Origin of the sequence: Haloplanus sp. HW8-1 (assembly GCF_023703795.1) — an archaeon.
Lineage (GTDB): Archaea > Halobacteriota > Halobacteria > Halobacteriales > Haloferacaceae > Haloplanus > Haloplanus pelagicus.
On record NZ_CP098518.1, the window covers coordinates 1,090,165 to 1,113,901 of the forward strand.

Genomic DNA, 23,737 nt, shown 5'->3' on the forward strand with positions numbered 1-23,737 from the left:
GGTTTCGCTCCGAATCTCGACGAGTGTCGTCTTATTTACGCTTGGGTGTGTGTGTCTCATCGTCGTGACCGTGGCCGTCGTCGGTATGGGTCTCCTCTTCCGTGTGTGTCTCTTCTTCGTGACCGTGGCCGTCGTCGGTATGGGTCTCCTCTTCCGTGTGTGTCTCTTCTTCGTGACCGTGGCCGTCGTCGGTATGGGACTCCTCTTGGGTGTGCGTCTCCTCCTCGTGAGGGCCCTCCCCCATGATCTCTCGGACCATCGTGTTGAGCTCCTCGAGTTTTCTGTGGACTTCCTCGGGTTTGTTCTCCGGCATCGTCTGGAGCGCCCGCTGATCTTCGAGGTGCGGCTCCCCGACGATGACGGTGGCTATCATCCCGAACTGCTCGTGGGGCGTACAGAGGTAGTGGTAGACTCCCTCTGTCCCGAAGGTGTGTTCGAACGTCTCGCCTTCCTCTGATATCGTTCCGCTATCCCAGGCGTCCGTCCCCTCGGGAACGAGTCGCGGTTGGTCGTTACCTGGGTGGTACGCGGTTGCGGTGTGCGTGCCGCTCTCGAGTCGCCACGTGACCGTCCCGCCGACCTCGACCCACGTGACGTGGGGGTCGAAGTGATACTCGGTCGACCTCTCGGTTCGCGCCGTGTTGACCGCCACCTCGCGTGACGCTTTGGGTTCGCTCACCGTGTCGTGGCCGTGTTCTTCTTGTCCATGGCCGGGTTGGTCGTCTCCCCCGGATTCTCCCTCCTCTGTGGGAGTATCCCCCGCTGCCTGTTGCCCCGACCCGCTCGGAGCGCCGGTACAGCCGGCCAGCCCAGCAACAGCTAAACCAGCGGTTCCTTCGAGCAGTCGCCGTCGCGTGAGTCGTGGTTGGCTCATAGCACCGGTCACCTTACAGTTCGAGATAGGCGGACTGGAGACATAGCGAGCCTCCTGTTTTGCACGCGACGCAAAACTGTTCCTCATTTAAGCATCTCCGAGTACGTACCTCGTATTGCGAGGAACAGTCGTGTCCACTGACGACCGCTCCGACGAGCTTCTGGAGCTGCTCGGTCAGGAGCGCGTCCGGCAGATTCTGGCCGCGACGAGCCGTACTCCCAAGTCGGCGAAGGAACTCAGCGAGGAGTGTGACGTCGCTCTCTCGACCGTCTATCGCCGGGTCGAGGACATGATTGCAAGCGACCTGCTCGTCGAGCGGACACGCATCGAATCAGACGGAAGTCACCACAGCGTCTACGAGGCGAACGTCGACCACCTCGACGTCGATATCGAGGACGGAACCATCGACGTCAGCGTCCACGTTCGTGAGGACGCCGCCCAGCGGTTCTCGCGCATCTGGAGCGACATCCGGGAGAGTTGAACAAACCATGCACATCGAACTCGTCATTGCGAAGCTCGTCACGGTCGGACTGGGGCTGTTGATAACGTACCAGGCGTACAAGGGGTATCGAACGTACGGCAGCGAGCCGATGCGCTACGTCGCCATCGGTTTCCTGTTCATCAGTATCGGCTCCGTCATCGAGGGCGTCCTGTTCGATGTCGTCGGCCTGTCGATCTTCCTAGCAGGGACCATCCAGACGGCCATCGTCGCAGTCGGGATGCTCGTCATTCTGTACTCGCTGTACGGCCAGATACCACAGCAATCGAAGGGGGTGGAAGGTCCATGACCAGTCACTGGGACCTCGCGTTAGTCGGTGTTCGTGTCCTCTTACTCCTGATAGGCCTTGCGACGACTACGATCAGTTTCCGCGCCTACCGCCGAGACAGGACCCGATACCTCCGTGACGCGACGATCGGATTCGGATTTATCACGTTTGGTGTTCTCATCGAGGGATTCCTCTACCAGTACACTGAATTGACGCTCACGCAAGTCCATATTGCTGAATCCGTGGCTCTTGTCTTCGGGCTCGGTGTGCTTCTCAGCTCGTTTCTCGATTAGCCCGGCAGTCAGCGATCGATTCTGGCTGTATAAATACTGACGAGGGACGTGTATGGAAGAGGTGAAAACCACCATCAAGAAGATCGCAGAGAAAGCCGAGTTGAGCGATTCCCTGAATGCTCCCCTTCCGATTCCGATTTTCCACCGGGTCTGGACTGCTATCTCTATGACTAGTGTCTGATTTTACCGCAGATCATCGCTCGGATAGATGCGATACGTACGGCCCTGGCGTTCCCGATACAGCAGACCGCGCTCCTCAAGGGAACTCACGGTCTGGCTCACCTTGCTCTTCGAGAAATCGGACCGATCCCGGAGTTCGATCTGCGTGATTCCGGGGGAGTTCAGGACGGGCTCGAGGACGCGTCGTTCATCATCCGGTAAGATATCGAGAACCCTCCCCTGTGGGTCCGATTCAGGATTGATAGACGTCGGTGGCGAGGCCTCACCGTCCACCGACGTAGCCGTTGCCGCCGATGTCTGTGCGGGATCGACAGGCGCCGTTGTGTCGACCACTTCTGGATCGGTGAGTTCTTTCCGGACCACATAATAGACGCCACCGATAACACCTGCGACCAGCAGGGTGCCAACCACGTACCAGAGCGGGTCTGGGCCGTGCATCGTCCCCATAGATGAATCCATCATCGGCCCCATCGATTGCTCGATAGCCCGATGCTGTTGATAGGCCCGCCAGCTGAATGCCCCGCCGGCTAGGAGGACGAATCCGAGGAGCACACCGACGACAGTATCTGCTCGACGGCGATTCATATGGCGACCCCGAATTGCGAGATTTGACTATTCATACCGTCTGTTTGGGCGCGTCAGGTGTGACAATTGCGGGTTGAAACTGTGATGATGAACCCCTTCACAGCGGAATAACCACAGTGCGATCATCAGTGGTCATGGTCGTGATCGTGACTTGATATCTGCGGGGTTTGATCAGCAAATTCCGTCGGTTCTTCTTCGAACTGGCGCTTGCAAGTCTTCGAGCAGAAATAGTACGTCGTCCCATCATGGGACGCACTCGGGCCCTCATCGTCGGTTCGCATCCCGCACACCGGATCACGATACTGACCCGGTGCGCCGAGTCCCCGCCGGTAAACGTAGAGAAGGAATCCAGAGAGCGCGAAGGCGATGAGGTTGAGGTAGAACGTGTAGTTGAGTTCGAAGTACGTCTGCTCGGTCGCAGTTTCACCGCCGGCCAGATCCGGGACGATGCCGAGCGCGTCGAATAGCAGTTCCATGAGGAAGCCGGTGAACGCCATCGTGACGAAGAACACACCGAGGATGTAGAGCATAATCTTCCAGCCGTAGTACTTCCGGTAGACGTTCAACACGGGAATCGTGATGAGGTCGGCGTAGACGAACGCGATGACGCCCGCGAAGCTGATGCCACCGCCCCAGAGCGCGACGGCGAACGGGACGTTACCCATACTGCCGACAAAGCTGATGACAGCGATTGCGACGCCCATGATCGCGTTCTCGGCAGTCACGAGCAGGCCGTCGCCCTGGATGAACAGGGTGCTCCACACCCACTGGGGGACGAAGACGATGACGAACCCGGAGATGAGAAAGCCCGCGACGACGTCCTTCCAGATCATCGACCACTCCTTGCGGTACTGGTTCCCGATCTTATACCAGCCACCCCACGACAGTAGCTCCTCGCGCCACCCGCCGCTACTTGACGCCTCCTGACGGTAGGTCTCCATACAGCCCTCCGAGCAGAATTTGAGCGTCTCGCTGCCGTCAGTCGTGAGGGTGTACTCGTCTTTCCCCTCCATCCCGCAGGTGGGGTCTTCCGTGACGGCCGACGTGTGATCGCGCTCGTTGAGCGTTTCTCGAACTTCGCTGAACAGGTTCTCGGGCAGCGTGAGGTGAACGATGACCGCCATGACGGCGATGAGGATGAGGCCGCCGAGCAACTCCGCGAGAAGAAATTCCCACCCTAGCAGGATCAGGATCATCAGCCCGAGTTCGACGATGAGGTTCGTCGAGGCGAACATGAACGCGAGGAAGTTCACCGCGTGGGCACCCTTCTTGAACAAGCCTTTCCCGATGGCGACGGCCCCAAAACTACAGCCACTACTCGCTGCTCCGAGCGCGGTCGCTTTGGTGAGACCGCTCAGATCGCCATCACCCAAGACCTGGGCCATTCGCTCCTTGGAGACGTAGACTTGGACGAGACTCGTGATCGTGAGCCCCATGATGATCGCCCACGCCGCCGTCCAGAGGAACCCGACACCGATGCGGAGGGATTCGAGAACGCCGTCGAGTATCGTCGCCTGCATAGTTGAATCATCGTGGGGATCATCTATTGCAATTGTCTTTAGAAAACGTCCGCTTCCAGGGTGTCCAAACTATGGAAGCAAAAGTATGAACTGGTCCAATCACGCGAAAAGAGGGTGACAATCAAGCTCTCGCTACCTTCGCAGACAGTGCGCGCGCTTCGACTATCCTGAGCCGACGTGCGAGTATCGTCGTCTGTTCCCAGAGAGATCCAAGTTCAACGCTTTGTCGGGTAGTTACTACCGGTGTTTCTCGAATCTACGAGTCGGTTCTGAGCGTCTCTAACAGAAAGTCAGCGACATCAGCCCGTGAAATCGGCCGGGCACTGGCGTCAATATCGAAACCACGGATGCGCATTCACGGACTGCAGTCGTCAGAGCCCATGGAACGCGTGCCATCTGGACGGTCTCAAATTCTCCGAACATCACGAAGTGTGCCATCTCTTCCCCATCTTCGGGAGCAGTAGCGTTCGGCGTACTCAGGGGCCGAAGAACAGAATACCGAACTCGATCAACCGGACTATTCGATGACTGTACGACGATTCGATAGCTGGACGCGAATGCACTTTACAACCGTGTGTCTCTGCTCGATTGCAAACGATGCGTCTTCCCGTTCCGAACAACCGACTCGTCGCGTTCACCCTCGTCGGCGCACTTCTAACCACGCTCGTCGCTGGAGGACTCGCGTTCCCTGGCCTCGGCCTCGGGCGGCCGACCGACCAAGTCAGTGACGGCACTAACGGGCCACGGCAGGCCGGAACTGACGCTCCAACGCCCAATCAGGACTTTACGCCCGCTGTGCAGACACAGTCCGGGTCCGACGAGGATCACGAGGAAGAGTACGAGAAACATGAGGCCGAAGAGTACGAAGACCACGAAGAGGAGCACGAAGAAGACGAAGCGGAGCACGAGGACCACGAAGAGGAGCACGAAGAAGACGGGGAGGAGTAAGTGCAGAGAATGGCCGCTCTCGAAACAGCGTACGAACGAGTGGGAGCCGCGCACCGTGATTTTCGGTGTTGTGACACGTCGTTTCACATCGAAGTGAAGGGAATCCGCGCCGCCGCTGCGGCGGACGCCGCCCGGCGCACAGTCAAGGAGCTTGAAAACCAGTTAAACGCGTTCGACGCCGATAGCGCAGTCGGTCGACTCAACAGCCACGGCGCAGTCGAGAACGAACACGTCGCTCGCCTCGTGCATCGTGGACTCGAATACTACGACCGAACCGAGAACGTCTTCGACGTTCACCAGGGCCGTGTCGAGCACTCGCTCAAGGCGTATCTCCGCGGGGACGATGACGCCGTCCCAGAAACGTTCGATACCGGGACGATCAGTATCTGCGGTCACCACGTCAGTACCGAGGTTACCCTCGATCTCAACGGGCTCGCCAAGGGGTACATCGTGGATCGAGCGGCGGAGACGCTCGCCGGACTCGGCCGACGTGGCTTCGTCAGCGGCGGTGGCGATATGTCGCCCCCAGTCGGGCCGGTCGCCGTCGAAAGTCCATACAGTGACGCGAAACCGCTCAAGACCCTCGAGACGGAGTGGGCGGTCGCCACCTCCGGAAATTATCGCCGCGAGCGGGCTGGTACTGACCACATCTACGATCCGGCGACCGGACGGCTTGGCTCCCGACACGAATCGGTGACCGTCCTCGCTGAGCGGGACTGTATGGAAGCGGACGCACTTGCGACGACGCTCGCCGCCCTCCCGCTCGATGAGGCCAATACACTCGCTGATGACTGGGATGGACTCGAGGCGCTCATCGTTCACGACGGCGTCTTCCACCCGACAGACGGCTTCGACACCCATGTCCTGGACGCGTAAACAACGCATCACGATCGCCGCCCTCCTCATGCTAGTCGTCGCGGTCCCCCTGCTCTGGCAGATCGGGAACGTCCGGGCGACACAGGCGACCGAACAGAAACAGGCAGACCTCGTCAACCAGACCGTCGCGACGCGCCACGCACCCGACGACTACGACGGGGACGGCATCCCCGACTCACAGGACCAGTGTCCGACGCGGCCGGAAACGGATAACAACTTCCAGGATGCGGATGGCTGTCCTGATGTCGTCGCCACGACGGGGGCCTCGTGATGTCCGAACTCGTCTGGCTCCTCGACCGCGGCGCTGCGCTGATCGCGTATCCGGCATTGTATCTCGCGGTTCTCACCGGTATTCTCTACAATACCGAATCGTTCGGTATCCTCCACCGGGCGGCACGACGCGTTCACGTCGAACTCTCTGTGTTTGCGATGGTCGTCACCCTCCTCCACGCCGGCCTGGGATTCCTCGACACCTGGTTCGTCGTCACCGGCCAGGCTCCGACACCGGCGTACTCGCTGTCGTACTTCCTCGAAGGGGTCGCCATCGGTGTCGGCGCACTACTGTTGCTCGTCGTCGCCGTGCTTGGATTCACGGATGCGACGCGGTTCGACCAGCCGTGGGGGCCTCGAGTCGTTCACGCGTTCGCCTACGGCGGGTTCGTGTTCGCTACGCTTCACGCGGCTGCCGTCGGCACCGATCTGGCGGGTCTCATCGTCCCGTTTCTCGGACCGACGATCATGTTTCTCGTGTACGTACTCCTGTTGCGGTTGTTCGTGCTCCGTGAGACGGTCACGGTCGGGACGTCCGCTCAGTAACCCTCCCAGAGATCCAACAGCCGGTCGACGACGCGGTCCGTGAACGACTGCCGGTGTACCGTGTAGAGATACGTGACGCGGTCCGCGTCGGTAACTTCGTAGATGACGCGCCGGCCATCCCGCTCTTTCGTGACGAGGCCGGCATCGGCAAGGTTCGAGAGATGCCAGGAGACGGTCGACTGGGCTTTGTCCAGCCGCTCGCTCAGTTCGCTCGTCGTGAGCGGCTCGGCCGCGAGGAGATGGGCGAGGATCCGACGGCTGTACCCGCGTCGGAGGGCGTTCATTACGGTCCGGTCGGCCTCGTCGAACTCGGCGGCCGGGTAGTAACGGGTATACTGGCCGTCGTCGGACACCTCTATGAGCCCTTCGTCGACGAGCCACCGGAGCTGGTACTGGAGCGTCCCCTGCGCGTACTCGAGTTCGTCGAGAATCCGGCGGAAGTGGACACCCGGGTTGTCGGCGACGTACTGGTAGATTGCGCGACGGGACGATAGCTCCAGCTCTGGCTCCGACATTGCTCACGTTCTGGTGAGGGCGACGAAGAACGTCAGCAGGCCGCCCAGAATGAGTAGCGCACTGGCGTGTTCGAGCAGTTCGAGGGTCGCGTAGGGGAGGTACGGAATCAAGAGATATTCGAGGAAGACGACGAGCCCGTAGAGGCCGAACATCCCGTATCCGACTGCAACGATCCGCATTCGCGAGTCGCGCTCGCGACGCCACGCACGATAACTGAACGCGCCGAGTGAGGCAGCAACCAGGAAGACGCCGAGGCTGACGTACTGTTCGAGGAGTTGTGCGAGTTCGAGGAGTTGTGCCGATTGCATAGAGTTCCCACCGGGTGGGCGAACACGATGTAGTGGTCCCATTCCCAGAGTGGGGAAGGTGCGGGGAAAACGGTTGGCGTCCAATCGTCGAATCCACGTTCAGTCGGTCGTTTCCCGTCGGATGGGCCACCAAAGGTGAGTTCGGAGCTTAGTTTCGGGACGAACGGACGAACGCACGCCGCAGGACAGTCAGGAGGACGTACGTCTCGTATTTCTGGGTCCGGCAGTGTTCGCAGGGCTGCATGTCCGCGACGATTTCCTCGATCGCATCGTCGTACTCGTCCGTGAGCGTGGTGAGTGCGTCCGTAATCTGGGGCTGGATAGCGTCGATCATCTCCTCGACGGCGGCGTCGGCCGAATCCGGTAGTGAGTACGAGAGAACGATCGTGTTCGCGTGGTAGTACTTCGTCGTCCCACCGCGCCCCTCCTCGAAGCGAACGACATCGACGAGGCCCGCGTCCCGGAGCTCGTTGATGTGGTGGCGAACCGTGTTCTCAGTCCGGTCGATGCCGCGATCTTCGAGGCGTTCGTGGACCTCGGTCGCGGTCAGGGCCTTCTCGGCCAGAATATCGAGGATCATCGCCCGCATCGGCTCGTCGATGGCGTCCGAAACCCGAGTGTCTCGCACCGCGATGTCCTCGAGACGGTGGTCGGTGTCGGAATCACTCATACGAGAACTGAGCGCGAGCACGCGGGAAAAGGTAGCGGGACAGAGGTCAGGCAGGTGTCTATCGTGGAATCGAACACGGAATGGATCCGCGATAGCGAAAGCCCTAGACGACCTGTTTGACCGTTCCAACCCCCTGTTTCCGTATTCAAACATATCATTTAAAAAATACTTATTGGGGTATGGCCACTACTTCAAACTGTGATGAGCGACACCACCCAGTTCCGCGTCCTCGACTTCGACTGCCCGACCTGTGCGAGTACGGTCGAACGCGCCCTCGACAACGTCGACGGCGTCCAGTATGTCGAAGTCCACTACGCGACCGGCCGCGTCGAGATCGAGTACGACGACGGCGTCGCCGACCCCGACGCCTTTGCAGAGACCATCGAAAAGCAGGGCTACACGCCCCAGCCCGCCTAACCCATGAACAAACGAGCGATCACGCAGTACTACCGGAAACACCGGAAGGCTATCGTCACGGCGACGAGCGGCCTCCTCTACGGCGGCGGCTGGAGTCTCGGCTACCTCACGAGTTTCGAGATAGCAAGCGCCGCCATCCTCGTCCTCGCGACGACCGTGGGTGGCTACGACATCGCCAAGACCGCCTACCACGAGGTCACCAACCGGACGCTCGGCATCAAGACGCTGGTGACGCTGGCCGCGATCGGGGCCATCGTCATCGGGGAGTACTGGGAGGCCGCAGCCGTGGTCTTCCTGTTCAGCCTCGGCAGCTACCTCGAGGGCCGGACGATGCGGAAGACCCGGACGGCCCTCCAGGAGCTACTGGAGATGACACCCGACACGGCGACCGTTCGTCGCGACGGGGACCTCCAGGAAGTCCCCGCCCGCCAGGTCGAAGAGGGCGAGATAGTTATCGTCAAACCGGGCGGGAAGATTCCGGTCGACGGGACCGTCGTCGACGGCGAGAGTGCGGTCAACCAGGCGCCGGTCACGGGCGAGAGCGCACCCGTCCACAAGGCCGACGGCGACGAAGTCTACGCCGGGACGGTCAACCAGGAAGGCGCACTGGAGATCCGGACGACGGGCGCAGGCTCGGACACGACGCTCGAACGCATCATCCGCCGCGTCGAGGAGGCCCAGGAGGCCCAGTCGCCCACGGAGAGTCTCATCGATCGGTTCGCGAAGTACTACACGCCGGCCGTCGTCGTGCTCGCCATCGGCGCGTTCGCTGTCACGGGGAACGCGATCCTGTCGCTGACGCTGCTGGTCATCGGCTGTCCCGGGGCGCTCGTCATCGGGCCGCCGGTCAGCATCGTCTCGGCCATCGGGAACGCCGCCCGGTCGGGCGTGCTGATGAAGGGCAGCGAACACCTCGAACGCGCCGGCAAGATCGACCTCGTCGCCTTCGACAAGACGGGGACGCTCACGAAGGGCGAGACCCGCGTGGCGGCTTCGCAGCCACGGAATGACGAGGGCGGCGGAGCCGCCCTCGCTGTCGCCGACGTCGAGGGGTTCGGCGTCACCGACGACGAGGTCCTCTCGCTCGCGGCGACCGCCGAGAAGAAGAGCGAGCACCACCTCGCCGACGCCATCGTCGACGCGGCCCGCGAGGGCCCGACCGCTGCGACGGATGGCGGTGCGACGGTCACCCAGGTAGACGATACGGACGCGGGACGCCAGTCGATTCCCGATCCGGACGACTTCGACGTCGTCGCCGGCAAGGGCGTTATCGCCCATACCGATAGCCACGAACTCGTCGTCGGCAACCGCGCGCTGCTGGACGACCGCGACATCGACGTCCCCAGTCGAGTCACCGAATACGTCCGCGAGCGGGAGGAGCGCGGCGAAACGGTCGTCCACGTCGTGCGGCGGGCGGTCGGAGCGACTAACGGGAGCGAGACCGCCGAACGCGCGAACGGGGAGCGGGAGCGACCCGTGAGCGGCGACTGGGACATCATCGGCGCGATCGCGATGCGGGACGAACTCCGAGAGGCCGCTCCTGGCGTCGTCGCGTCACTCCAAGACGCTGGCATCGAGACGGTGATGCTCACCGGCGACAACGAGCGGACGGCCGCCGCCGTTGCCAAGGAGGCCGGTTTCATCGGCCTCCGAGAACGTGGCGGCGAGGCCGCCACGCAGGAGGTCGGCATCGACGAGTACCGCGCCGAACTCCTCCCCGAAGACAAGCAGTCCGTCATCGAAGCCTACCAGGCCGACGGCCACGTCGTCGCGATGGTCGGCGACGGCATCAACGACGCGCCGTCGCTGGCGACCGCCGACGTCGGCATCGCGATGGGTGCTGCGGGGACGGACACCGCCATCGAGACGGCGGACATGGCGTTGATGGCCGACGACCTCGAACGGATTCCGTACGCGGTCAAATTGAGCAAGGCGACGCGTTGGAACGTCCTCGAGAACGTCGGACTCGCGGTGCTGACCGTGACCGTTCTCCTCGCGGGCGTACTCACGAGCTACGTCACCCTCGCTGCGGGAATGCTCGTCCACGAGGCCAGCGTCCTCGCGGTGATCCTCAACGGGATGCGACTGCTCCGCTACTGACCACTAGATACGATCACCACTACTACTCATGACATCGAATTCCACTGCGACTGACGCGACTCAGACGAGAACCAATTGGCAGGTCGACTACGACGTCGATCCGGTCGAAATCCGCGATCCCGTCGCGGAGGCTCTCGGCGTCCTGGAACCGGGCGACCCGTTCGTCATCACCTATAGAGACGCGGTGAAAGAGGCGGGACACTCCTGTCCGACGGCCTCGGGTGCCTACCGGATCGTCCAGTTCGGGCTCGACGCCCTGTATCCCGACGACTATCCAGTCCGAAGCGAAATCGAGGTCCAGGCGGCCGGCCCACGGGACGATGCTGCGTACGGCGTGATGAGCCGCATCATCTCGTACGTGACTGGTGCGGCCAAGGACGACGGCTTCGGCGGTCTCGCCGGCGGCTACGGCGGCCGCCGCGATCTCCTGCGCTTCGACGCCTTCGACCCGGACACGGCGGAGCCGACGTTCCGGTTCCGGCGAACCGACACGGATGAGATCGTCGAAGTGGTCTACCACGTGAGCGAGATCCCGGACGGTGGGCCCGCGACCGGAAATCTCCAGCGGATACTCGACGGGTCGGCGAACGAACAGCAGCGCGACACCTTCGCCGACGCCTGGCACCGCCGCGTTCAAATCGTCCTCATGGACGACTCCCTGTTTACCGTCGGAGCAATCGGTACTGTGTGACGATTCCGTAGCCCAATCATAAACGGAACTAACATCTGTTCGATATTACTTCCGTTATCGATACTATCGAGCGCTTCAGTAGCAACATTCCCGAACTCGCCAACTTCGATACGTGAGCACCGCTCCAGCGGCAGTACGCAGAATCGCTGCGTTCGGTCCGCTTTCGGTGAGTCCCGAGTACTCCGAAGAGACACACGAGCATCAGGAAGCAGTGTTCCGGCTCGGCGGGGTGGTCCTCCCACAGTCGGAGCCTCCCTGCCCATGATGGTAGTGTACGGCATAGTTTTGTCGAATCGATCTCGTAGTGTAATCCGTTCATTCCGTCTCAGACGTTCGGATGGGTTCAACCGCTCGACTGCGACCGTCTTACGGCCCAAAGGACGATTCGTTCACCGATCGAACGAGTGCCAAGCGCCAATCGCCGATTTCTCGTTCGCAATCGCACGACAGCGATGAGATGAACGTCGACGTCATCCGCTCTGAGTGGAATGGCGTTGCTTTCGTTCAGCTACTGGCCGATTCCGAACGACGGCGGTTTCGTCCCGTGGTTCGCTGTCTCTACGGCGTGGCGCTTGGCCTCTAATCATTTGGTCGTTGAGCGTCCCCAAGTCACGGTCGACTGCCCTCCCAACAAAACGAGAGTCAGTCGTCTTTGGTCACAGGAACTCGGCATTGCCGTTGTTGAGCGGACCGACCACGGTAGGAACACATGATCTTCGCCGATGTGCTAACTGCAGGACGATAACAACGCCAGAGACAGCGGGTTTCTGCGAGCAATCATGAATTCGACCCGGCCCATTGGCAGAACGATTTCCGAGAGGTAGAATCCCGAAGGGGGTAGCGAGACGTCCCGCCGCTCAGAACAGTCGTTCGAGGAGGCCACGGTCGCGGTGTTTCTCCGCGAGCAGGACCGAACACTCCACATCGTCGATAACGTCCAATACGAGCGATCCAGAGACGAGGCGGCGAAGGAGCCCTTCTTCGGTCGCCCCGAGGAGCAGAAGCGTCGCATCGTCCGCAGCGTTCCCGATAGCCGTCTCTACGTCTCCGGATTTAACGAGCAGGTCGGCATCCTCCAATCCGTTGTCTGCAGCCCACTCTTCGAGGAACTGCTCGCCCGCGTTGCGGTCCTCCGCGACGTTGAGCAACGCCACCTCGGCGTCGAACTCCGACTGGAGATATTTCGCGATGGTGGCCGAGAGCTCCGAATCCGGGCCACCGGCCGTCGGGAGTAGAACCCGCGAGGGATCGAACCCACGGTCGCGGAGAATCAGGAAGTCACAGGGGACTGCCTCGGTGAGTTCATCGAGTGCCGACTCCGCTCGCCCGGGTGAGCCATGCGAATCGGGTCCCCAACCCATAACGACGAGGTCGGCCGTGTGGGTTCGGGCCGCATCGAAGATGGCCTCGTAGGATTTGTGCGACAGGATGGTGTGTGTCTCGACGTCGACGCCGAACGTTTCGGCGTCCTCGCGGGCGTTGTCCAGCAGGTGCTGTGAGCTCTCGTCGATGTCGTCGGACCGGTCGGCTGCGGCCGCCAGCGCCGTCTGATCGGGCACCGTGACGATGTGGGTGGCGACGACGGTTCCACCGCGCTGTTTGGCGATGGCGCTGGCGAGTGTGATGAGTTCTTGCTGGTGTGCGGGGTTGGCCAGTGGCACCATCACGCGGTACTGGCCGCCATCAGGCTGAACACCGGTAGCTGCGCTAACGGCAGCGTCGGGCATCTCTTCGGACTGTGAGACGATGTGCTTCGAGAGGATCCCCTGTTTTTCCGTTCGTGTCCGAGCGTAGAGGAAATACCACAGTATCGCTGCTATTGCGATGCCGAACGACAGGATCAGTGCGTCACTGGCGACGAAGATCAGTAGCGCAAAGGAAAGCACGGCGCCCAAGATCGGTAATATCGGATACAACGGAACGACGAAATCCGGGGTGTACTCCTCGGGAGCGACGTAGCGCATCACGATGAGCGCCAAATTCAGCAGGCCGTAGATGATGAGGTGCAAGCCCGACGCGGCCCCGGACAGCAGCGTCAGGTCGCCGATGACGATGAACAGGAGAATGAGGCCGCCAGTGATACCGATAGCGCGGTAGGGGGTTCCGAACCGCTCGTGTATCTGGTTGAGTGCCGGCGTGACGATACGGTCACGACCCATCGCGAAGTTGATCCGCGAGGAGGCGAGGATGGAGGCGTTCGCACTCGAGGCGGTCGCGAGGAGGCCACCGAACAGCAATGCACCGCCCATCGCGGCACCCTGAATGTAATCGCCCACTTCGACGACTGCGATGGGGTTCTCGGCGTCGGAACTGATGATATCCGCGATGAATCCTGGGGGCACGGCAGCGCTCATAATCACCAAAACGAGCGCGTAGATGACCGTCACGATGACGACGCTGCCGATGACCGCCCGCGGGAGGTTCTTGCCGGGATCTTTGATCTCCTCGGCGACGCTCGTGATCTGGACGAAGCCGAGATAGGAGACGAAGATGAGGCCCGTCGTCTCCAAGGTGGTGACCACGTCGGTCGCGGCCGGAAGGTTCGACGGTTCGGCTCGGAGCGTTCCGAGGAACGTGAACACGGTGAGGATACCGACCAACAGGACGACGATGATGTTCTGGAGTCGTCCCGTCTCCTTCGCGCCGACGTAGTTGACGAGGATGAAGAAGGCACCCCCGACGAGCGCGATTATCTTCACGACGGTGATCGATACCGGGCCGGCACCGATACTGCCCGAAAGACCGAAGATGCGGGCGATGTACCGGCCGAACCCGACCATGTAGAACGCGCTGGCGAAGGCCAATCCGAGCCAGTTGGCCCAGCCGGCGACCGACCCGAACAGGGGTCCCAGCGCGTGGTTGACGTAGTAGTAGGCCCCGCCCGATCGGGGCATCGCGGTGCCGAGTTCGCTGGCCGACAGCGCCGTGAACATGGCGATGACGCCACCCAAAACGAACGCCACGGACGCCAGCGATCCGGCCTTGAGGATGGCTTCACCCGGTAGAACGAAGATACCCGCACCGATCATCGTCCCGACGCCGATGGTCAGCGCCGCGAGCGGTCCGAGGTCCTTGGCGAGGTCTTCCTCGCTCATGTCTCGTCCTCACGGGGGAGGGCGATGACCGGACGATCTGCCTGGGTCACCAGTTTCAGTGAGATGTCGCCGGAGAGGAACTGCATGAGTCGGTTCCCCCCGCGAGATCGGAAGGCAATGGCGCTGGCGCCGACCTCGTCGGCGGCTTCGAAGATCGTAGCAGCCACGTCCCGTCCATAGGCGGTGTGTTCGTCGGCATCGGGGAATACCGACCGGACGGCGGCGTACGATTCCCTGGCCAAGTCCTCGGACTGCTCGACCGGCGTTTTGTCCGGCACGCCACCGCCCTTCTCTACGACGTGAAGAGCGGTCACGTGGGTCGGCCCGTAGGGTTCGAGTTTCTTCGCCGTCGCTAACGCGTCGGATTCGTGAGCGACGGGAAGAAGGACATGGGTGAGGATGTCTTCGTCGTCCGTCTTACTGCACATACTCATAGATCCATCCACTATCTGTTAAGCGTGTGTATCCGATCGTGGATCGTGAGCGAGCGGATCCCAGTGATGCCGTATCGTGCGGCTGAGAGTTCAGCATCCCGAAGAATCGAGACGGGACACTCGATGTGCCCGTCCGGGGTCAGTTCTCGGGTTCGATCGCCGAGACGTCGAACTGCTTCCGAAACTGTTGTACCGCTTCGTCGGACCCGACGAGGACGATGTGTTCGGGTCCCACGAACTCCCGCTGTGGATCGACCGTGGTGGTGAGCCCGGATTCGTCTTCGATGGCGATGACGCGACAGCCCGTCTTTTCGTAGATGCCCGACGCTGCGAGCGTCGACCCCGAAAGCGGTGTCGCTGGAACGCGGAGGAGCCGAATCTGGCTCGCCGGAGCGAGGACATCCTCACCGCGGAGTTCCCTGGCGACCATCCGAGCACTCACCCGTGGGACGGAGAGTACGTAGTCCGCTCCGGCACTCAGTGCCTTCCGGGTCGTGCCTGGGTCACTCACCCGGGCGAGAATCTCGATATCGCGGTTCAGCGACCGGGCTAACACCGTCGTCAGCAGTGATGCGGAATCGTCCGGCAGTCCGACGATGATCGCACCGGCAGTCTCTATCTCTGCCTCTTCCAGGATTTCGTCCGATCTGGAGTCGCCCACGACGTCCACCTCCTCGCGGTCTTCGATATCGATAGTCACGACGTCGATTCCTTGCTCGGAGACGAACTCCCGTGCGGCTTTGCCGACTTCGCCCTGTCCGGCAACGACGATGCGCTCGTGGGTCCGAAGCATGCGGGACGGCTGAGTGAAATCACTGAACGCCTCCAACGCATCGTGTGCGCCCGTGAGGAGCAGTACCGTATTCGAGCGGATGATGGCGTCCGGATCCGGGGGGAGCTGTAGTTCCCCGTCGATCCACGCACCGATGATGTTAGCCCCCGTTTCCTCTCTAATTTTCGAGTTACGGATTCGTGTTCCTATCAGTCGGTTTCCCTGCTGGATGGGGACCTCCGTGACTTCTAGTTCACCCCCGAGCTTGATCGTGTCCGTCAACTCCGATTTGAACGAAGAGACCGCTTTCTCGGCGAGTCTCTGTCCGAGCACTCCATGCGGAGACAGGACGGTATCCGCACCCGTGTCCAACAAGATGTCCCGCATCTCGCTGTCGTCGGTCAGCGTGATGACGTCGATATCCGAATCGAGTGACCGCACGGTCAGGATCGTGTTGACGGTTGCATCCCCGGTATCCGTGATGACTGCTCGTGCCGTCTCGATGCTGGCTCGTTCGAATGCCGACGCGTCCTGTGGAGAGCCGTGAATGACTGAATACCCGTCGTCGGACAGTTCTTTGGCGTTCTCTTCGGACGAGGAAATCAAGACGTAGTCGATACCCAGTTCTCGGAGTTCATCGAGGAGGATGGCGGAGTCACGCCGGTATTCACAGATGATGACGTGATCGGATTTGGGAGAGAGCCGGTTGTCGAGGTTGACCTCGGCTCCCGTGAACAACGGGATGATGATGAGCCTGAGCGTGAAGAACCCCAGCGCGATACCGGAAATCTGCGTTCCAGCGACGAACAAGAACATCAGCGGATGACTCCACAGCCCGGAATCCTGTCCGTATCCGGTCGTAGTCATCGTCTGGACGACGAACTCGAACGATGCGAATATCGACTGGTCGACCCCTTCCAGCCGAGCCAGTGCAACGTTGTACGTGACTGTGTACACAGCGATCAGCACAGCTAGTCCGGTGAGATAGTAGACGACGATCCGATCCCGACGAGAGAGTTGAATATCGAACGGGTGTTCTGGAAGATCAGGCATTGGTCGGTCGTCTACGCCGATTCCTCGTCGATGCGCTCGCGTCCGCGTTCGTTGATCTTGTCGGCGATATCCCGCACGTCGCTCTCGGTGAGTTCGCTCTCGCTCGTGAGTTCGTCCATCACTTCGAGGGCGTCGACCTTCTCTTCGATCGCTTGCCGCGTGACCTCGCTCCAGTTGATCTCCGGGTGCTGCTCCATTCGCTCTTTGAGGTCGTCGTCCACGTTGACCGTGATCGATGGCATACAGGATACTATAAAATCACAGAATACTGTGTTCTTTGGTGTATACATCATCCGTCGATTTCGACCGTTTCAGGCCAAGCAAGGGGGTTCGTTCGCCGACCGAGTGCCTGCAGCGCCCATCGCTGAATTTTCGTTCGTAATCGCACGACAACGGTGTGGCGAACGTCGATGTCATCGTCTCTGGGTGCACTGCCGTTGATTTCGCTCAGCCACTGACCGATTCCGACCGACGACGGTTCCGTCCCGTGGTTCGCTACCGCTACGGCGTGGCGCTTGGCCGCTACTATTGGGTCGTTGAACGTCACTCGGTCACGAGCAACTGTGTCCCGGTAAAATCGGGAGGTGTTGGTCACGGAAACGCGACACTACCTATAGTAGCGTTTGGAACTGTTTGCACACCTGATCGCCAGACTGCGTGCGATCAGGTGTGCGATGACTTACAAAGGCTACTATAGTTGATGAGAACCAATATAGGACACTCAATCATCTTGCCTTCGAATCAGTCGAACTCTGGGACCAAATCCTCGGCGAGTTCGGCAGCGAGTTCACTACCGGTGAGCCAGGTGATTTGCTCGTCGTCGAATCCGTAGTTCGGAAGTAGCGCTTCGACTGCTTCGCCGAGTGGAATATCGTTCGTGACGACGAGAACTCGATTCCCGGCCCCATCAAGCAGGGTTTCGAGCGCCAGCCCCACGAGTTCCGTATCCGCTTTTTCGACGACATCCTCCGATCGATCGCTGGTGTATCAACGATCTCAACCTCTTTAGGGTTTCTAACGGGAATCCGTTTTGCTGTCTTCGTGGGGGCCCAGACAGAGAGATAGTCCTTCCGTGTGGCCGATACCTATACTGGGAACGCGAAGCACAGGTTCTCCACCTCCGGGGCGAGTGAGACTATCTGCGCCTTTCGTTCTAACTCCTGGCGACGACTCTCGATACGCTGTTCAAGTCTATTGAGACGCTCCTGTTGGCCGCGAATTGCGATGTCCATGTTCGACCCCGTCTCAGCCTTCTGTTCGTAGTTCTCGATGAATTCTTGGATTCGCTGACGCTCTGCTTCAGCATATTCTTCGAGATCGTTCAGTTCCTGTTGAGTTTCCTCGCGGCGACGTTCATACAGTTCTTCTTTCAGAGAGGCAACTCTCTGACTGACATAGCGATCAGCAGCCGCTCGCAACTGCCCTTGGTGCTCAATCAGAGATCGTGCGCGGTCCGCATCGGGCGAACCTTTGATGCTCTCTCCATCGACAACTCGTTGACCGAGGCGCCCTCGGGGATCTCGGTGGTTCGCATCGACATACACCGAAATCATGTCTTCGCGAATGACTTCACCCGTTCCGTCTTCAAACGTCACACGGTAGTTGTAGGCGATTCCCGGCTGGTCAACGAACGGAAGGAGCTTCAGACCGACATTACCCTGCTCACTCTCCAGCACTCGCTGCATGAGTCGCTGAACCAGTTCGTCGTCAGGAGAGACGTAATCGATGCCATCGTGGTCCATGGCGAACTCTCGGCTGAACGTGAACGGGCCGTACTTTTCGTCAGTACCCTGCCGAAGGGAGCGAGGTAGTTCGGCTCGATAGAGATTGGTCCCTGCCTTCTCGACGTCACCACCAAGCACCTCGATTCCGCGCTCGACGAACTCGTGGATGTCTGCTTCGGTCCCGTAGACATCCTCGGACTCGTCCATGACTTCCTGGATCTTCTGTCGGCTCTCTTGATCGAACGTGCTCGTGTCGACGAGGCTGCGTTCGTACCACTCTTGGAGCGTGCGTTGGCGCTCGTCGATGAGTTCTTCGAGTTCCTCTTTCGTGGCACTCGCTGGTTCCTCGTTCCGGATAGACTCCATGATGAGCGAGTCGACGTTGATGTCGTCGAGCATCCCAAGGACGTCGGCCGTGTTGCCGAGTTTCCCCCGGATGCTCTCGACCTTGTTCTGGAGCATGTCGAAAATCTCGCCCTCGCGAGTATCTTCGAACGTGAAGTTCCAGACCTTGACCTCTTCGTCCTGCCCGTAGCGGTGAAGGCGACCGATACGCTGCTCGAGGCGGTTGGGATTCCACGGCAGCTCGTAGTTCACCATAATGTGGCAGCTGTGCTGGAGGTCGATCCCCTCACTCGCTGCATCAGTCGCAAAGAGGAGACGGGACTGCCCGTGGTTGAACTCCTCCTCGATACGAGCACGCTCCTCCTTGTCGACGTCACCGTGGATGACGAGAATCTCGTCGGCCCAGGGTTCGTCCATCACGAGGTCGAGAAGGTAATCCAGCGTGTCGCGGTACTGGGTGAACAGCAAGAGCTTCTCGTCGGGTTGCTCCTCAAGCAACTGCTGGATGTAGCGGCGCACCTTCTGCGCTTTCGAGTCGACGGAGATGCTCTCTGCCAGCGAAACGAGATCGCGAAGCGTTTCGATCTCTTCCTCGAGTTGTGCGTCGCTCTCGGTGACGGTCAGCGCAGAGAGTTCCTCCTCAGCCCGTTGCTTGTCGTCTTCGCCGAGGTCTTCGCCGTCGAGATACGCTGACGCCTCCTCCGAGAGACGGGTGGTGCTTGACTGTTCGTCGACGAGGTCGCCCAAGCGACGGCTCAGTGTCGCTTTGATGGCGCCGATGCTGCTGACGAGTCGCTTCTGCATGAGCGCCATCGCGAACCCGACCGCTGGTTCGTTCAGTTTCTCGGACCGGTTGTAGACGTTCTGTACGTAATCAGTAACCGCACGGTAGAACTGCCGTTCCTCGTGGGGCATATCGATTGGAATCGTGGTGACCTCACGGTCGGGGAAGATGCGTTCGCCGTCGTCGTCGTACAGCGTCTGTTTCCCGCGTCGGATCATCACGCGGTCGACGGCCTCCTTCGAGAGATGCTGGTCCTCGGCGACGAGGAACGGGTCGATGTACTCGACGAGCGAGCGGAACGCTTCGCCCTTGCCGTCGTGTGGCGTCGCGCTGAGGAGGAGGAGCGAGTCAGAATTACCGGCGACCCGCTCAACCATCTTCGACGTTTTACTCGGCGACTCTCCCCGCTTGGCGGCCTTGTGGGCTTCGTCGACCACCACGACATCCCAGAACGTCTCGTCGAGGGCGGGCTGGAACTCCTCCTGCCGGAGAAACGCCTGGCTCGTGACCAGTTGCTGATGGTCTTGGTCCCAGATATTGGATTCCTCGCCGAGTCGGCGGCGCTCTCCTTCGGCCCACTGCCTGTCGGCCGGCGTGAGGCCGATGTCGAAGAACCGATCCATGTCTCGGATCCACTTCTTCTGAAGGTGGGCAGGAACGACGAACAGGACACGCTCAGCGCGGTTTCGAGCGGTGAGTTCTTTGAGAATGAGGCCTGCCTCGATGGTCTTCCCGAGGCCGACATCGTCGGCGATCAGCGCGCGCTGGCGGAGCTTCTGCATCACCCAGTTGACCGCGGCGAGCTGGTACGGTTCGAGGCGAACTAGCGAGTTCGAGATGCTCAGTAGCTGGCCTTGCTCGTGGGCAATCTGAAACTGGAGCGCCTGGGAACGCAGATCGAACCATTCGGCTGAGACTGCTTCGTGATCGGGATGCAGTTTATCGGCCGACGCTGGTTCCAACTCGGCGAGTCGATTGCGTTTTGACTCAATCTCGACATCGTCGATACAGACGGTCTTCACACCCGCGTCTTCGACGTACGCTCGCAGGTACTCAAGATCGCCGACTGAGTATGTTTTGATGACCTCGGCCGGAGTCCCGTTCAGGCGTATCGAGTCGCCAGGATCGAACGAATTCATTGCCCCTCTACTGGGTCAGATGACGACGTCTCGTCCTCTTTTTCCGTCTCTGTTCCAGTCGTATATTCACGAAATGCTCGTTCGAACGTATAGTCCTCGATCAGGTTCGCCTCGCTCGCGTTGTGGTCGCTCAATTCTCCTCTATCTTTTGTATTCACCCTGAAATCGGTTCTCCCGATTTCATCGAAGGCCACGTAGAATATCTCGTCTTCCTCGACGACATATCCAGCAAAAATATCGACCTGCCCATCCTGATACTGTTCAGTGAACAGCCGATATTTCCAGGGTTTCTCGTCGTTTTGGTTCGCCTTCTTGACCTGTGTCCGGAGGAGTTCGTCGTCTTTGTCAGCAACGAGGTCGTATTTGTACGACCCGTGGGTGTAGGACACTCGACATCCTTGACGAACGAGATGGGCTGCGACAGCGAGTTCGGCTTCTTCACCATCGATGTGACCCGTATTACGGTTCATCTCTACGCTCGCTTCCAACCAACGTATTGTGTTGTGGGAGCAGCATCATCGTTCACGGTTCCTTCGGGGCATACTGGTGTTACTCTTGGGTGATCGTAACGAAGTTCAATACAAACTCTTGAGGGAGAACGCCGCCGTGGTAGAATCGGGCGTCCGGTAGTCCCCGGTTGCGGAAGCGTCGAATCGGGTCCGCGAGGACGCTAACCTTCGTGTCGTCGTCGAGGTAACCGAGGTGAGCGTTCTCGTCGAGAAGTACGCCAGGCGTATTCTCGTCGAGATCGGCGCCGGCAACCCACCGACGAGTCACTTTCTCGGCTTCATCCGGTGGGTGGATGTCGTCGATGTCGACGTTCTCTGGGAGTGAGACGAAGCCGTGATCGGCGAGGATGTACGCTCGGTCCCACTCGCCCTGGTCGATCTTCTCGCAGATGATGGCCGATATTTTCTCGATACGGTCGCTGAACACGCTCTCGAAGTCGATCAGTTCCTCCTCGCCCGCCTTATCGAGGTCGTTCCAGTAGTAGGCGACACGGGTGTTACTCCACCCCGACTCGTCGTCCTCGCTCTGCATGATGTAACTCCAGCCGTCGTCCTTCAGTATCTTCTCGCGCTGGTAGTTACTGATCTCGCGGCCGTTGCGTTCGGGAATCAGTTCCCCATCGTCGAGTTCGGTGTTGAAACTGAACTTGCTGCCTGGTGTGAGGGCTGCCTTCCCAAACTCGGTGTCCGAGGGGAGCGTCCCGACCCAGGCGGTCTCGTCGACCTCGAGGCTGGGAAGGTCACGGCGGACCGATTCGGCCAGTTCGTGTGCGAGGTCGAAACGCAGTGCGTCGACGATGAACAACGCGACGCTCTGGCCACTCTGGAGGTGTTCTTGCTCCTGGTCGAAAAACTGGTGCGCGTAGTTCTCACCCACGAACGGCGAACCAGCCTCGATTTGGTCGACGACGAGATCACCCAGGTCGCTGAGATAGTCGAGGTACCGCGACTCAGTCAGCGACGTGCGTAAGTCGTCGAGTGTCGCCGTCGCGGGGTGCTCTTCGGGGAGGTCATGTTCGGGCTCGCCCGAGACGACGAGAGTGTACACGGCGTTGTCGATCTGCCAGGTTCCGTCGTCGACGTCGCCGTAGAGGTCGACGACGTCGGTCGTATCGCCGCGTTCCTCCCACGTCTCGAGTTCGTGTGCCAGTTTGGCGACTTCGACGGCCTGCTCCCAGACGTGCGTCCACGGGACGTCGCCGTAGGTCGTTTCGAGACGCCGGTGGCGATTGGATGCACGAGTCGTGCACGTCTCGTACTCGCCGGCGTGGAATGCTTGCGTCCATTCGTCCCAGAGTTCGTGTTCGAGCGAGGCGTCGACGGGACAGTCGGCGAGTTCCCACGGATCGTCGTGAGTGCGGAGGACATCGTGCCAGAAGCGAGCGTCAGGGTCGAGGTAGACGTGTGCCAGTTCCTCGGCACGTTCGGAATCGACCTTGCTCAGCAGCGACTGGAGTTCGGGCCGGGAGATTCCCAGTCCGGAACTGGATTCGGGTCGGTATTCGGCGTCGAGCAGTGACGTATCGAGACCTTCCTCGACGAGCCACTCGGCGACCGCCCAACGTCGCGTGCGCCTCACGAGCAACTCCTCGTCGGTGATTCCTTCGACGGCAGCGACGCCGTCGTCGACGAGGAGATCGCGAATCTTCACCAGGTCATCGGGATCGTCAGGGAGGTTTTCGGCGCCGTGTTCGAGCACGAACTGCACCGGGTCGTCGTGCCCGTCGAGGACGATCTTCGTCTGAAGGCCCTGAAGCGTCGGCAGACCACCCTCGCCGTTGAGCTCCCGGAAGAGCGTCTTCGCGACCTGCTCGCGGTCGCTCTCGTCGGCGTCCCCGCGAGCTTGTGAGCGGGGGGTCGTGGAGTCGTCCGAAAGATCGCTGGGCGATCTTTCGTGATCACGAGAGCGGCCATTGGCCGCTCTCGAACGACTCCGCTCCGCGGCGTCTTCGTAGGCCGTGCGGATCGAGGCCGCCTGGATGCGGTCGTTCTCGAAACAGCGTGCGGCGAGCTTGCCGATGTGTGCTTCGACGACACCACCAGTGTTCTCGACGTCCTGGAACCAGTCCACGTCGTCGTTGTGTGCCTGGGGTACGTACCAGACGGTTCGGTCCCGGGGCGCGTCGGCGCGGAGCTCCAATGGCGACTGTTCGGCCGCGTGGAACTCACAGCCCAGCGAGTGGCTCACACTCTCGACGACGTCGCGAAGGTAGCCACCGTCGTCCCACCAGAGTACGACCGGCTCTTCGTCGGCTGCCTCGGCGATGGCAGTCTCGATGGCGTCTTCGGCGCACTGTGGGAGGGTTTTGGTTGCGGGCATG

The 23,737-nt window shown here is 60.6% G+C and carries 25 protein-coding genes and 1 pseudogene; 11 read left to right on the top strand and 15 right to left on the bottom strand.

Features of this window, described 5'->3' with window-relative positions:
- Nucleotides 1-31: 31 nt before the first annotated feature.
- The gene (locus NBT82_RS05920) at nt 32-874 is read right to left on the bottom strand and encodes a cupredoxin domain-containing protein (RefSeq protein ID WP_251330631.1); all 843 of its coding nucleotides are present in this window, start codon (nt 872-874) and stop codon (nt 32-34) included.
- 130 nt (nt 875-1,004) lie between these two features.
- Between NBT82_RS05920 and NBT82_RS05925 the strand changes: the two genes are divergently transcribed.
- From NBT82_RS05925 to NBT82_RS20015, 4 genes are read left to right on the top strand one after another with little or no spacing between them, the layout of a single operon-like run.
- Nucleotides 1,005-1,355 carry an ArsR/SmtB family transcription factor gene (locus NBT82_RS05925; protein WP_251330632.1) on the top strand — a complete coding sequence of 117 codons (351 nt, stop codon included), beginning with the start codon at nt 1,005-1,007 and terminating at the stop codon, nt 1,353-1,355.
- A gap of 7 nt (nt 1,356-1,362) precedes the next feature.
- Entirely contained in the window at nt 1,363-1,662 is a 300-nt protein-coding gene (locus NBT82_RS05930) for a DUF7521 family protein (RefSeq protein WP_251330633.1), read from the top strand.
- Nucleotides 1,659-1,934, top strand: coding sequence for a DUF7521 family protein (locus tag NBT82_RS05935; protein ID WP_251330634.1), 276 nt, complete (start codon nt 1,659-1,661; stop codon nt 1,932-1,934). Before NBT82_RS05930 ends, NBT82_RS05935 begins: the two co-directional genes overlap by 4 nt.
- A 52-nt stretch (nt 1,935-1,986) precedes the next feature.
- Nucleotides 1,987-2,115: a hypothetical protein gene (locus NBT82_RS20015; protein ID WP_256476683.1), complete on the top strand. Its 129-nt coding sequence runs from the start codon at nt 1,987-1,989 to the stop codon at nt 2,113-2,115.
- A 2-nt stretch (nt 2,116-2,117) separates the two neighbouring features.
- On the opposite strand, the gene NBT82_RS05940 is transcribed toward NBT82_RS20015, so the two are convergent.
- Both NBT82_RS05940 and NBT82_RS05945 read right to left on the bottom strand, forming a co-directional pair.
- Nucleotides 2,118-2,699 (bottom strand): helix-turn-helix transcriptional regulator, encoded by a 582-nt coding sequence (locus tag NBT82_RS05940; protein WP_251330635.1) that lies wholly within the window; start codon nt 2,697-2,699, stop codon nt 2,118-2,120.
- A gap of 125 nt (nt 2,700-2,824) precedes the next feature.
- Nucleotides 2,825-4,219, bottom strand: coding sequence for a permease (locus tag NBT82_RS05945; protein ID WP_251330636.1), 1,395 nt, complete (start codon nt 4,217-4,219; stop codon nt 2,825-2,827).
- Between the two features lie 597 nt (nt 4,220-4,816).
- On the opposite strand from NBT82_RS05945, the gene NBT82_RS05950 reads away from it, so the two are divergent.
- Genes NBT82_RS05950 through NBT82_RS05965 form a run of 4 tightly spaced genes read left to right on the top strand, consistent with a single transcriptional unit; the run spans nt 4,817 to nt 6,859 of the window.
- On the top strand, nt 4,817-5,167 hold the full coding sequence (locus NBT82_RS05950; protein WP_251330637.1) for a hypothetical protein: 351 nt from the start codon (nt 4,817-4,819) through the stop codon (nt 5,165-5,167).
- 9 nt (nt 5,168-5,176) lie between these two features.
- Nucleotides 5,177-6,043 (top strand): FAD:protein FMN transferase, encoded by an 867-nt coding sequence (locus NBT82_RS05955; protein WP_256476684.1) that lies wholly within the window; start codon nt 5,177-5,179, stop codon nt 6,041-6,043.
- Nucleotides 6,027-6,314 (top strand): thrombospondin type 3 repeat-containing protein, encoded by a 288-nt coding sequence (locus NBT82_RS05960; RefSeq protein WP_251330639.1) that lies wholly within the window; start codon nt 6,027-6,029, stop codon nt 6,312-6,314. The genes NBT82_RS05955 and NBT82_RS05960 overlap by 17 nt, the downstream gene beginning before the upstream one ends.
- Entirely contained in the window at nt 6,314-6,859 is a 546-nt protein-coding gene (locus tag NBT82_RS05965) for a hypothetical protein (protein ID WP_251330640.1), read from the top strand. Before NBT82_RS05960 ends, NBT82_RS05965 begins: the two co-directional genes overlap by 1 nt.
- Here the strand turns inward: NBT82_RS05965 and NBT82_RS05970 are convergent.
- From NBT82_RS05970 to NBT82_RS05980, 3 genes are all read right to left on the bottom strand, one after another.
- The gene (locus tag NBT82_RS05970) at nt 6,853-7,374 is read right to left on the bottom strand and encodes a winged helix-turn-helix transcriptional regulator (RefSeq protein ID WP_251330641.1); all 522 of its coding nucleotides are present in this window, start codon (nt 7,372-7,374) and stop codon (nt 6,853-6,855) included. The two genes, NBT82_RS05965 and NBT82_RS05970, sit on opposite strands and share 7 nt — an antisense overlap.
- A gap of 3 nt (nt 7,375-7,377) precedes the next feature.
- On the bottom strand, nt 7,378-7,683 hold the full coding sequence (locus tag NBT82_RS05975) for a hypothetical protein (RefSeq protein ID WP_251330642.1): 306 nt from the start codon (nt 7,681-7,683) through the stop codon (nt 7,378-7,380).
- A gap of 148 nt (nt 7,684-7,831) precedes the next feature.
- Nucleotides 7,832-8,353 carry an ArsR/SmtB family transcription factor gene (locus NBT82_RS05980; RefSeq protein ID WP_251330643.1) on the bottom strand — a complete coding sequence of 174 codons (522 nt, stop codon included), beginning with the start codon at nt 8,351-8,353 and terminating at the stop codon, nt 7,832-7,834.
- A 201-nt stretch (nt 8,354-8,554) separates the two neighbouring features.
- Between NBT82_RS05980 and NBT82_RS05985 the strand changes: the two genes are divergently transcribed.
- From NBT82_RS05985 to NBT82_RS05995, 3 genes are read left to right on the top strand one after another with little or no spacing between them, the layout of a single operon-like run.
- Nucleotides 8,555-8,770, top strand: a complete 216-nt coding sequence (locus NBT82_RS05985; RefSeq protein ID WP_251330644.1) for a heavy-metal-associated domain-containing protein — start codon at nt 8,555-8,557, stop codon at nt 8,768-8,770.
- A gap of 3 nt (nt 8,771-8,773) precedes the next feature.
- Complete coding sequence (locus NBT82_RS05990; RefSeq protein ID WP_251330645.1) at nt 8,774-10,870, top strand: heavy metal translocating P-type ATPase; 2,097 nt, start codon at nt 8,774-8,776, stop codon at nt 10,868-10,870.
- Nucleotides 10,871-10,898: 28 nt separating this feature from the next.
- Nucleotides 10,899-11,561: a hypothetical protein gene (locus NBT82_RS05995; RefSeq protein ID WP_251330646.1), complete on the top strand. Its 663-nt coding sequence runs from the start codon at nt 10,899-10,901 to the stop codon at nt 11,559-11,561.
- An 857-nt stretch (nt 11,562-12,418) separates the two neighbouring features.
- Here the strand turns inward: NBT82_RS05995 and NBT82_RS06000 are convergent.
- The 9 genes and pseudogenes from NBT82_RS06000 to pglZ all read right to left on the bottom strand — a co-directional run bounded on the left by NBT82_RS06000 (nt 12,419) and on the right by pglZ (nt 23,736).
- The gene (locus NBT82_RS06000) at nt 12,419-14,656 is read right to left on the bottom strand and encodes an amino acid permease (protein WP_251330647.1); all 2,238 of its coding nucleotides are present in this window, start codon (nt 14,654-14,656) and stop codon (nt 12,419-12,421) included.
- Nucleotides 14,653-15,084, bottom strand: coding sequence for a universal stress protein (locus NBT82_RS06005; protein WP_345780678.1), 432 nt, complete (start codon nt 15,082-15,084; stop codon nt 14,653-14,655). The genes NBT82_RS06000 and NBT82_RS06005 overlap by 4 nt, the downstream gene beginning before the upstream one ends.
- 145 nt (nt 15,085-15,229) lie before the next feature.
- A complete protein-coding gene (locus NBT82_RS06010) occupies nt 15,230-16,915 on the bottom strand; it encodes a potassium channel family protein (RefSeq protein ID WP_251330649.1) in 1,686 nt (561 codons plus the stop codon).
- 11 nt (nt 16,916-16,926) lie between these two features.
- Nucleotides 16,927-17,157, bottom strand: coding sequence for a hypothetical protein (locus NBT82_RS06015; protein ID WP_251330650.1), 231 nt, complete (start codon nt 17,155-17,157; stop codon nt 16,927-16,929).
- A 47-nt stretch (nt 17,158-17,204) separates the two neighbouring features.
- Nucleotides 17,205-17,462 carry a hypothetical protein gene (locus NBT82_RS06020; protein ID WP_251330651.1) on the bottom strand — a complete coding sequence of 86 codons (258 nt, stop codon included), beginning with the start codon at nt 17,460-17,462 and terminating at the stop codon, nt 17,205-17,207.
- 194 nt (nt 17,463-17,656) lie between these two features.
- Nucleotides 17,657-17,884: pseudogene (locus tag NBT82_RS06025) on the bottom strand (PIN domain-containing protein); the annotation flags it as partial.
- A 116-nt stretch (nt 17,885-18,000) separates the two neighbouring features.
- Complete coding sequence (locus tag NBT82_RS06030) at nt 18,001-20,907, bottom strand: helicase-related protein (RefSeq protein ID WP_251330653.1); 2,907 nt, start codon at nt 20,905-20,907, stop codon at nt 18,001-18,003.
- The gene (locus tag NBT82_RS06035; protein WP_256476700.1) at nt 20,904-21,377 is read right to left on the bottom strand and encodes a group I intron-associated PD-(D/E)XK endonuclease; all 474 of its coding nucleotides are present in this window, start codon (nt 21,375-21,377) and stop codon (nt 20,904-20,906) included. The genes NBT82_RS06030 and NBT82_RS06035 overlap by 4 nt, the downstream gene beginning before the upstream one ends.
- A gap of 79 nt (nt 21,378-21,456) precedes the next feature.
- Entirely contained in the window at nt 21,457-23,736 is a 2,280-nt protein-coding gene (gene pglZ / locus NBT82_RS06040; RefSeq protein WP_251330655.1) for a BREX-5 system phosphatase PglZ, read from the bottom strand.
- Between the last annotated feature and the right edge of the window lies 1 nt (nt 23,737).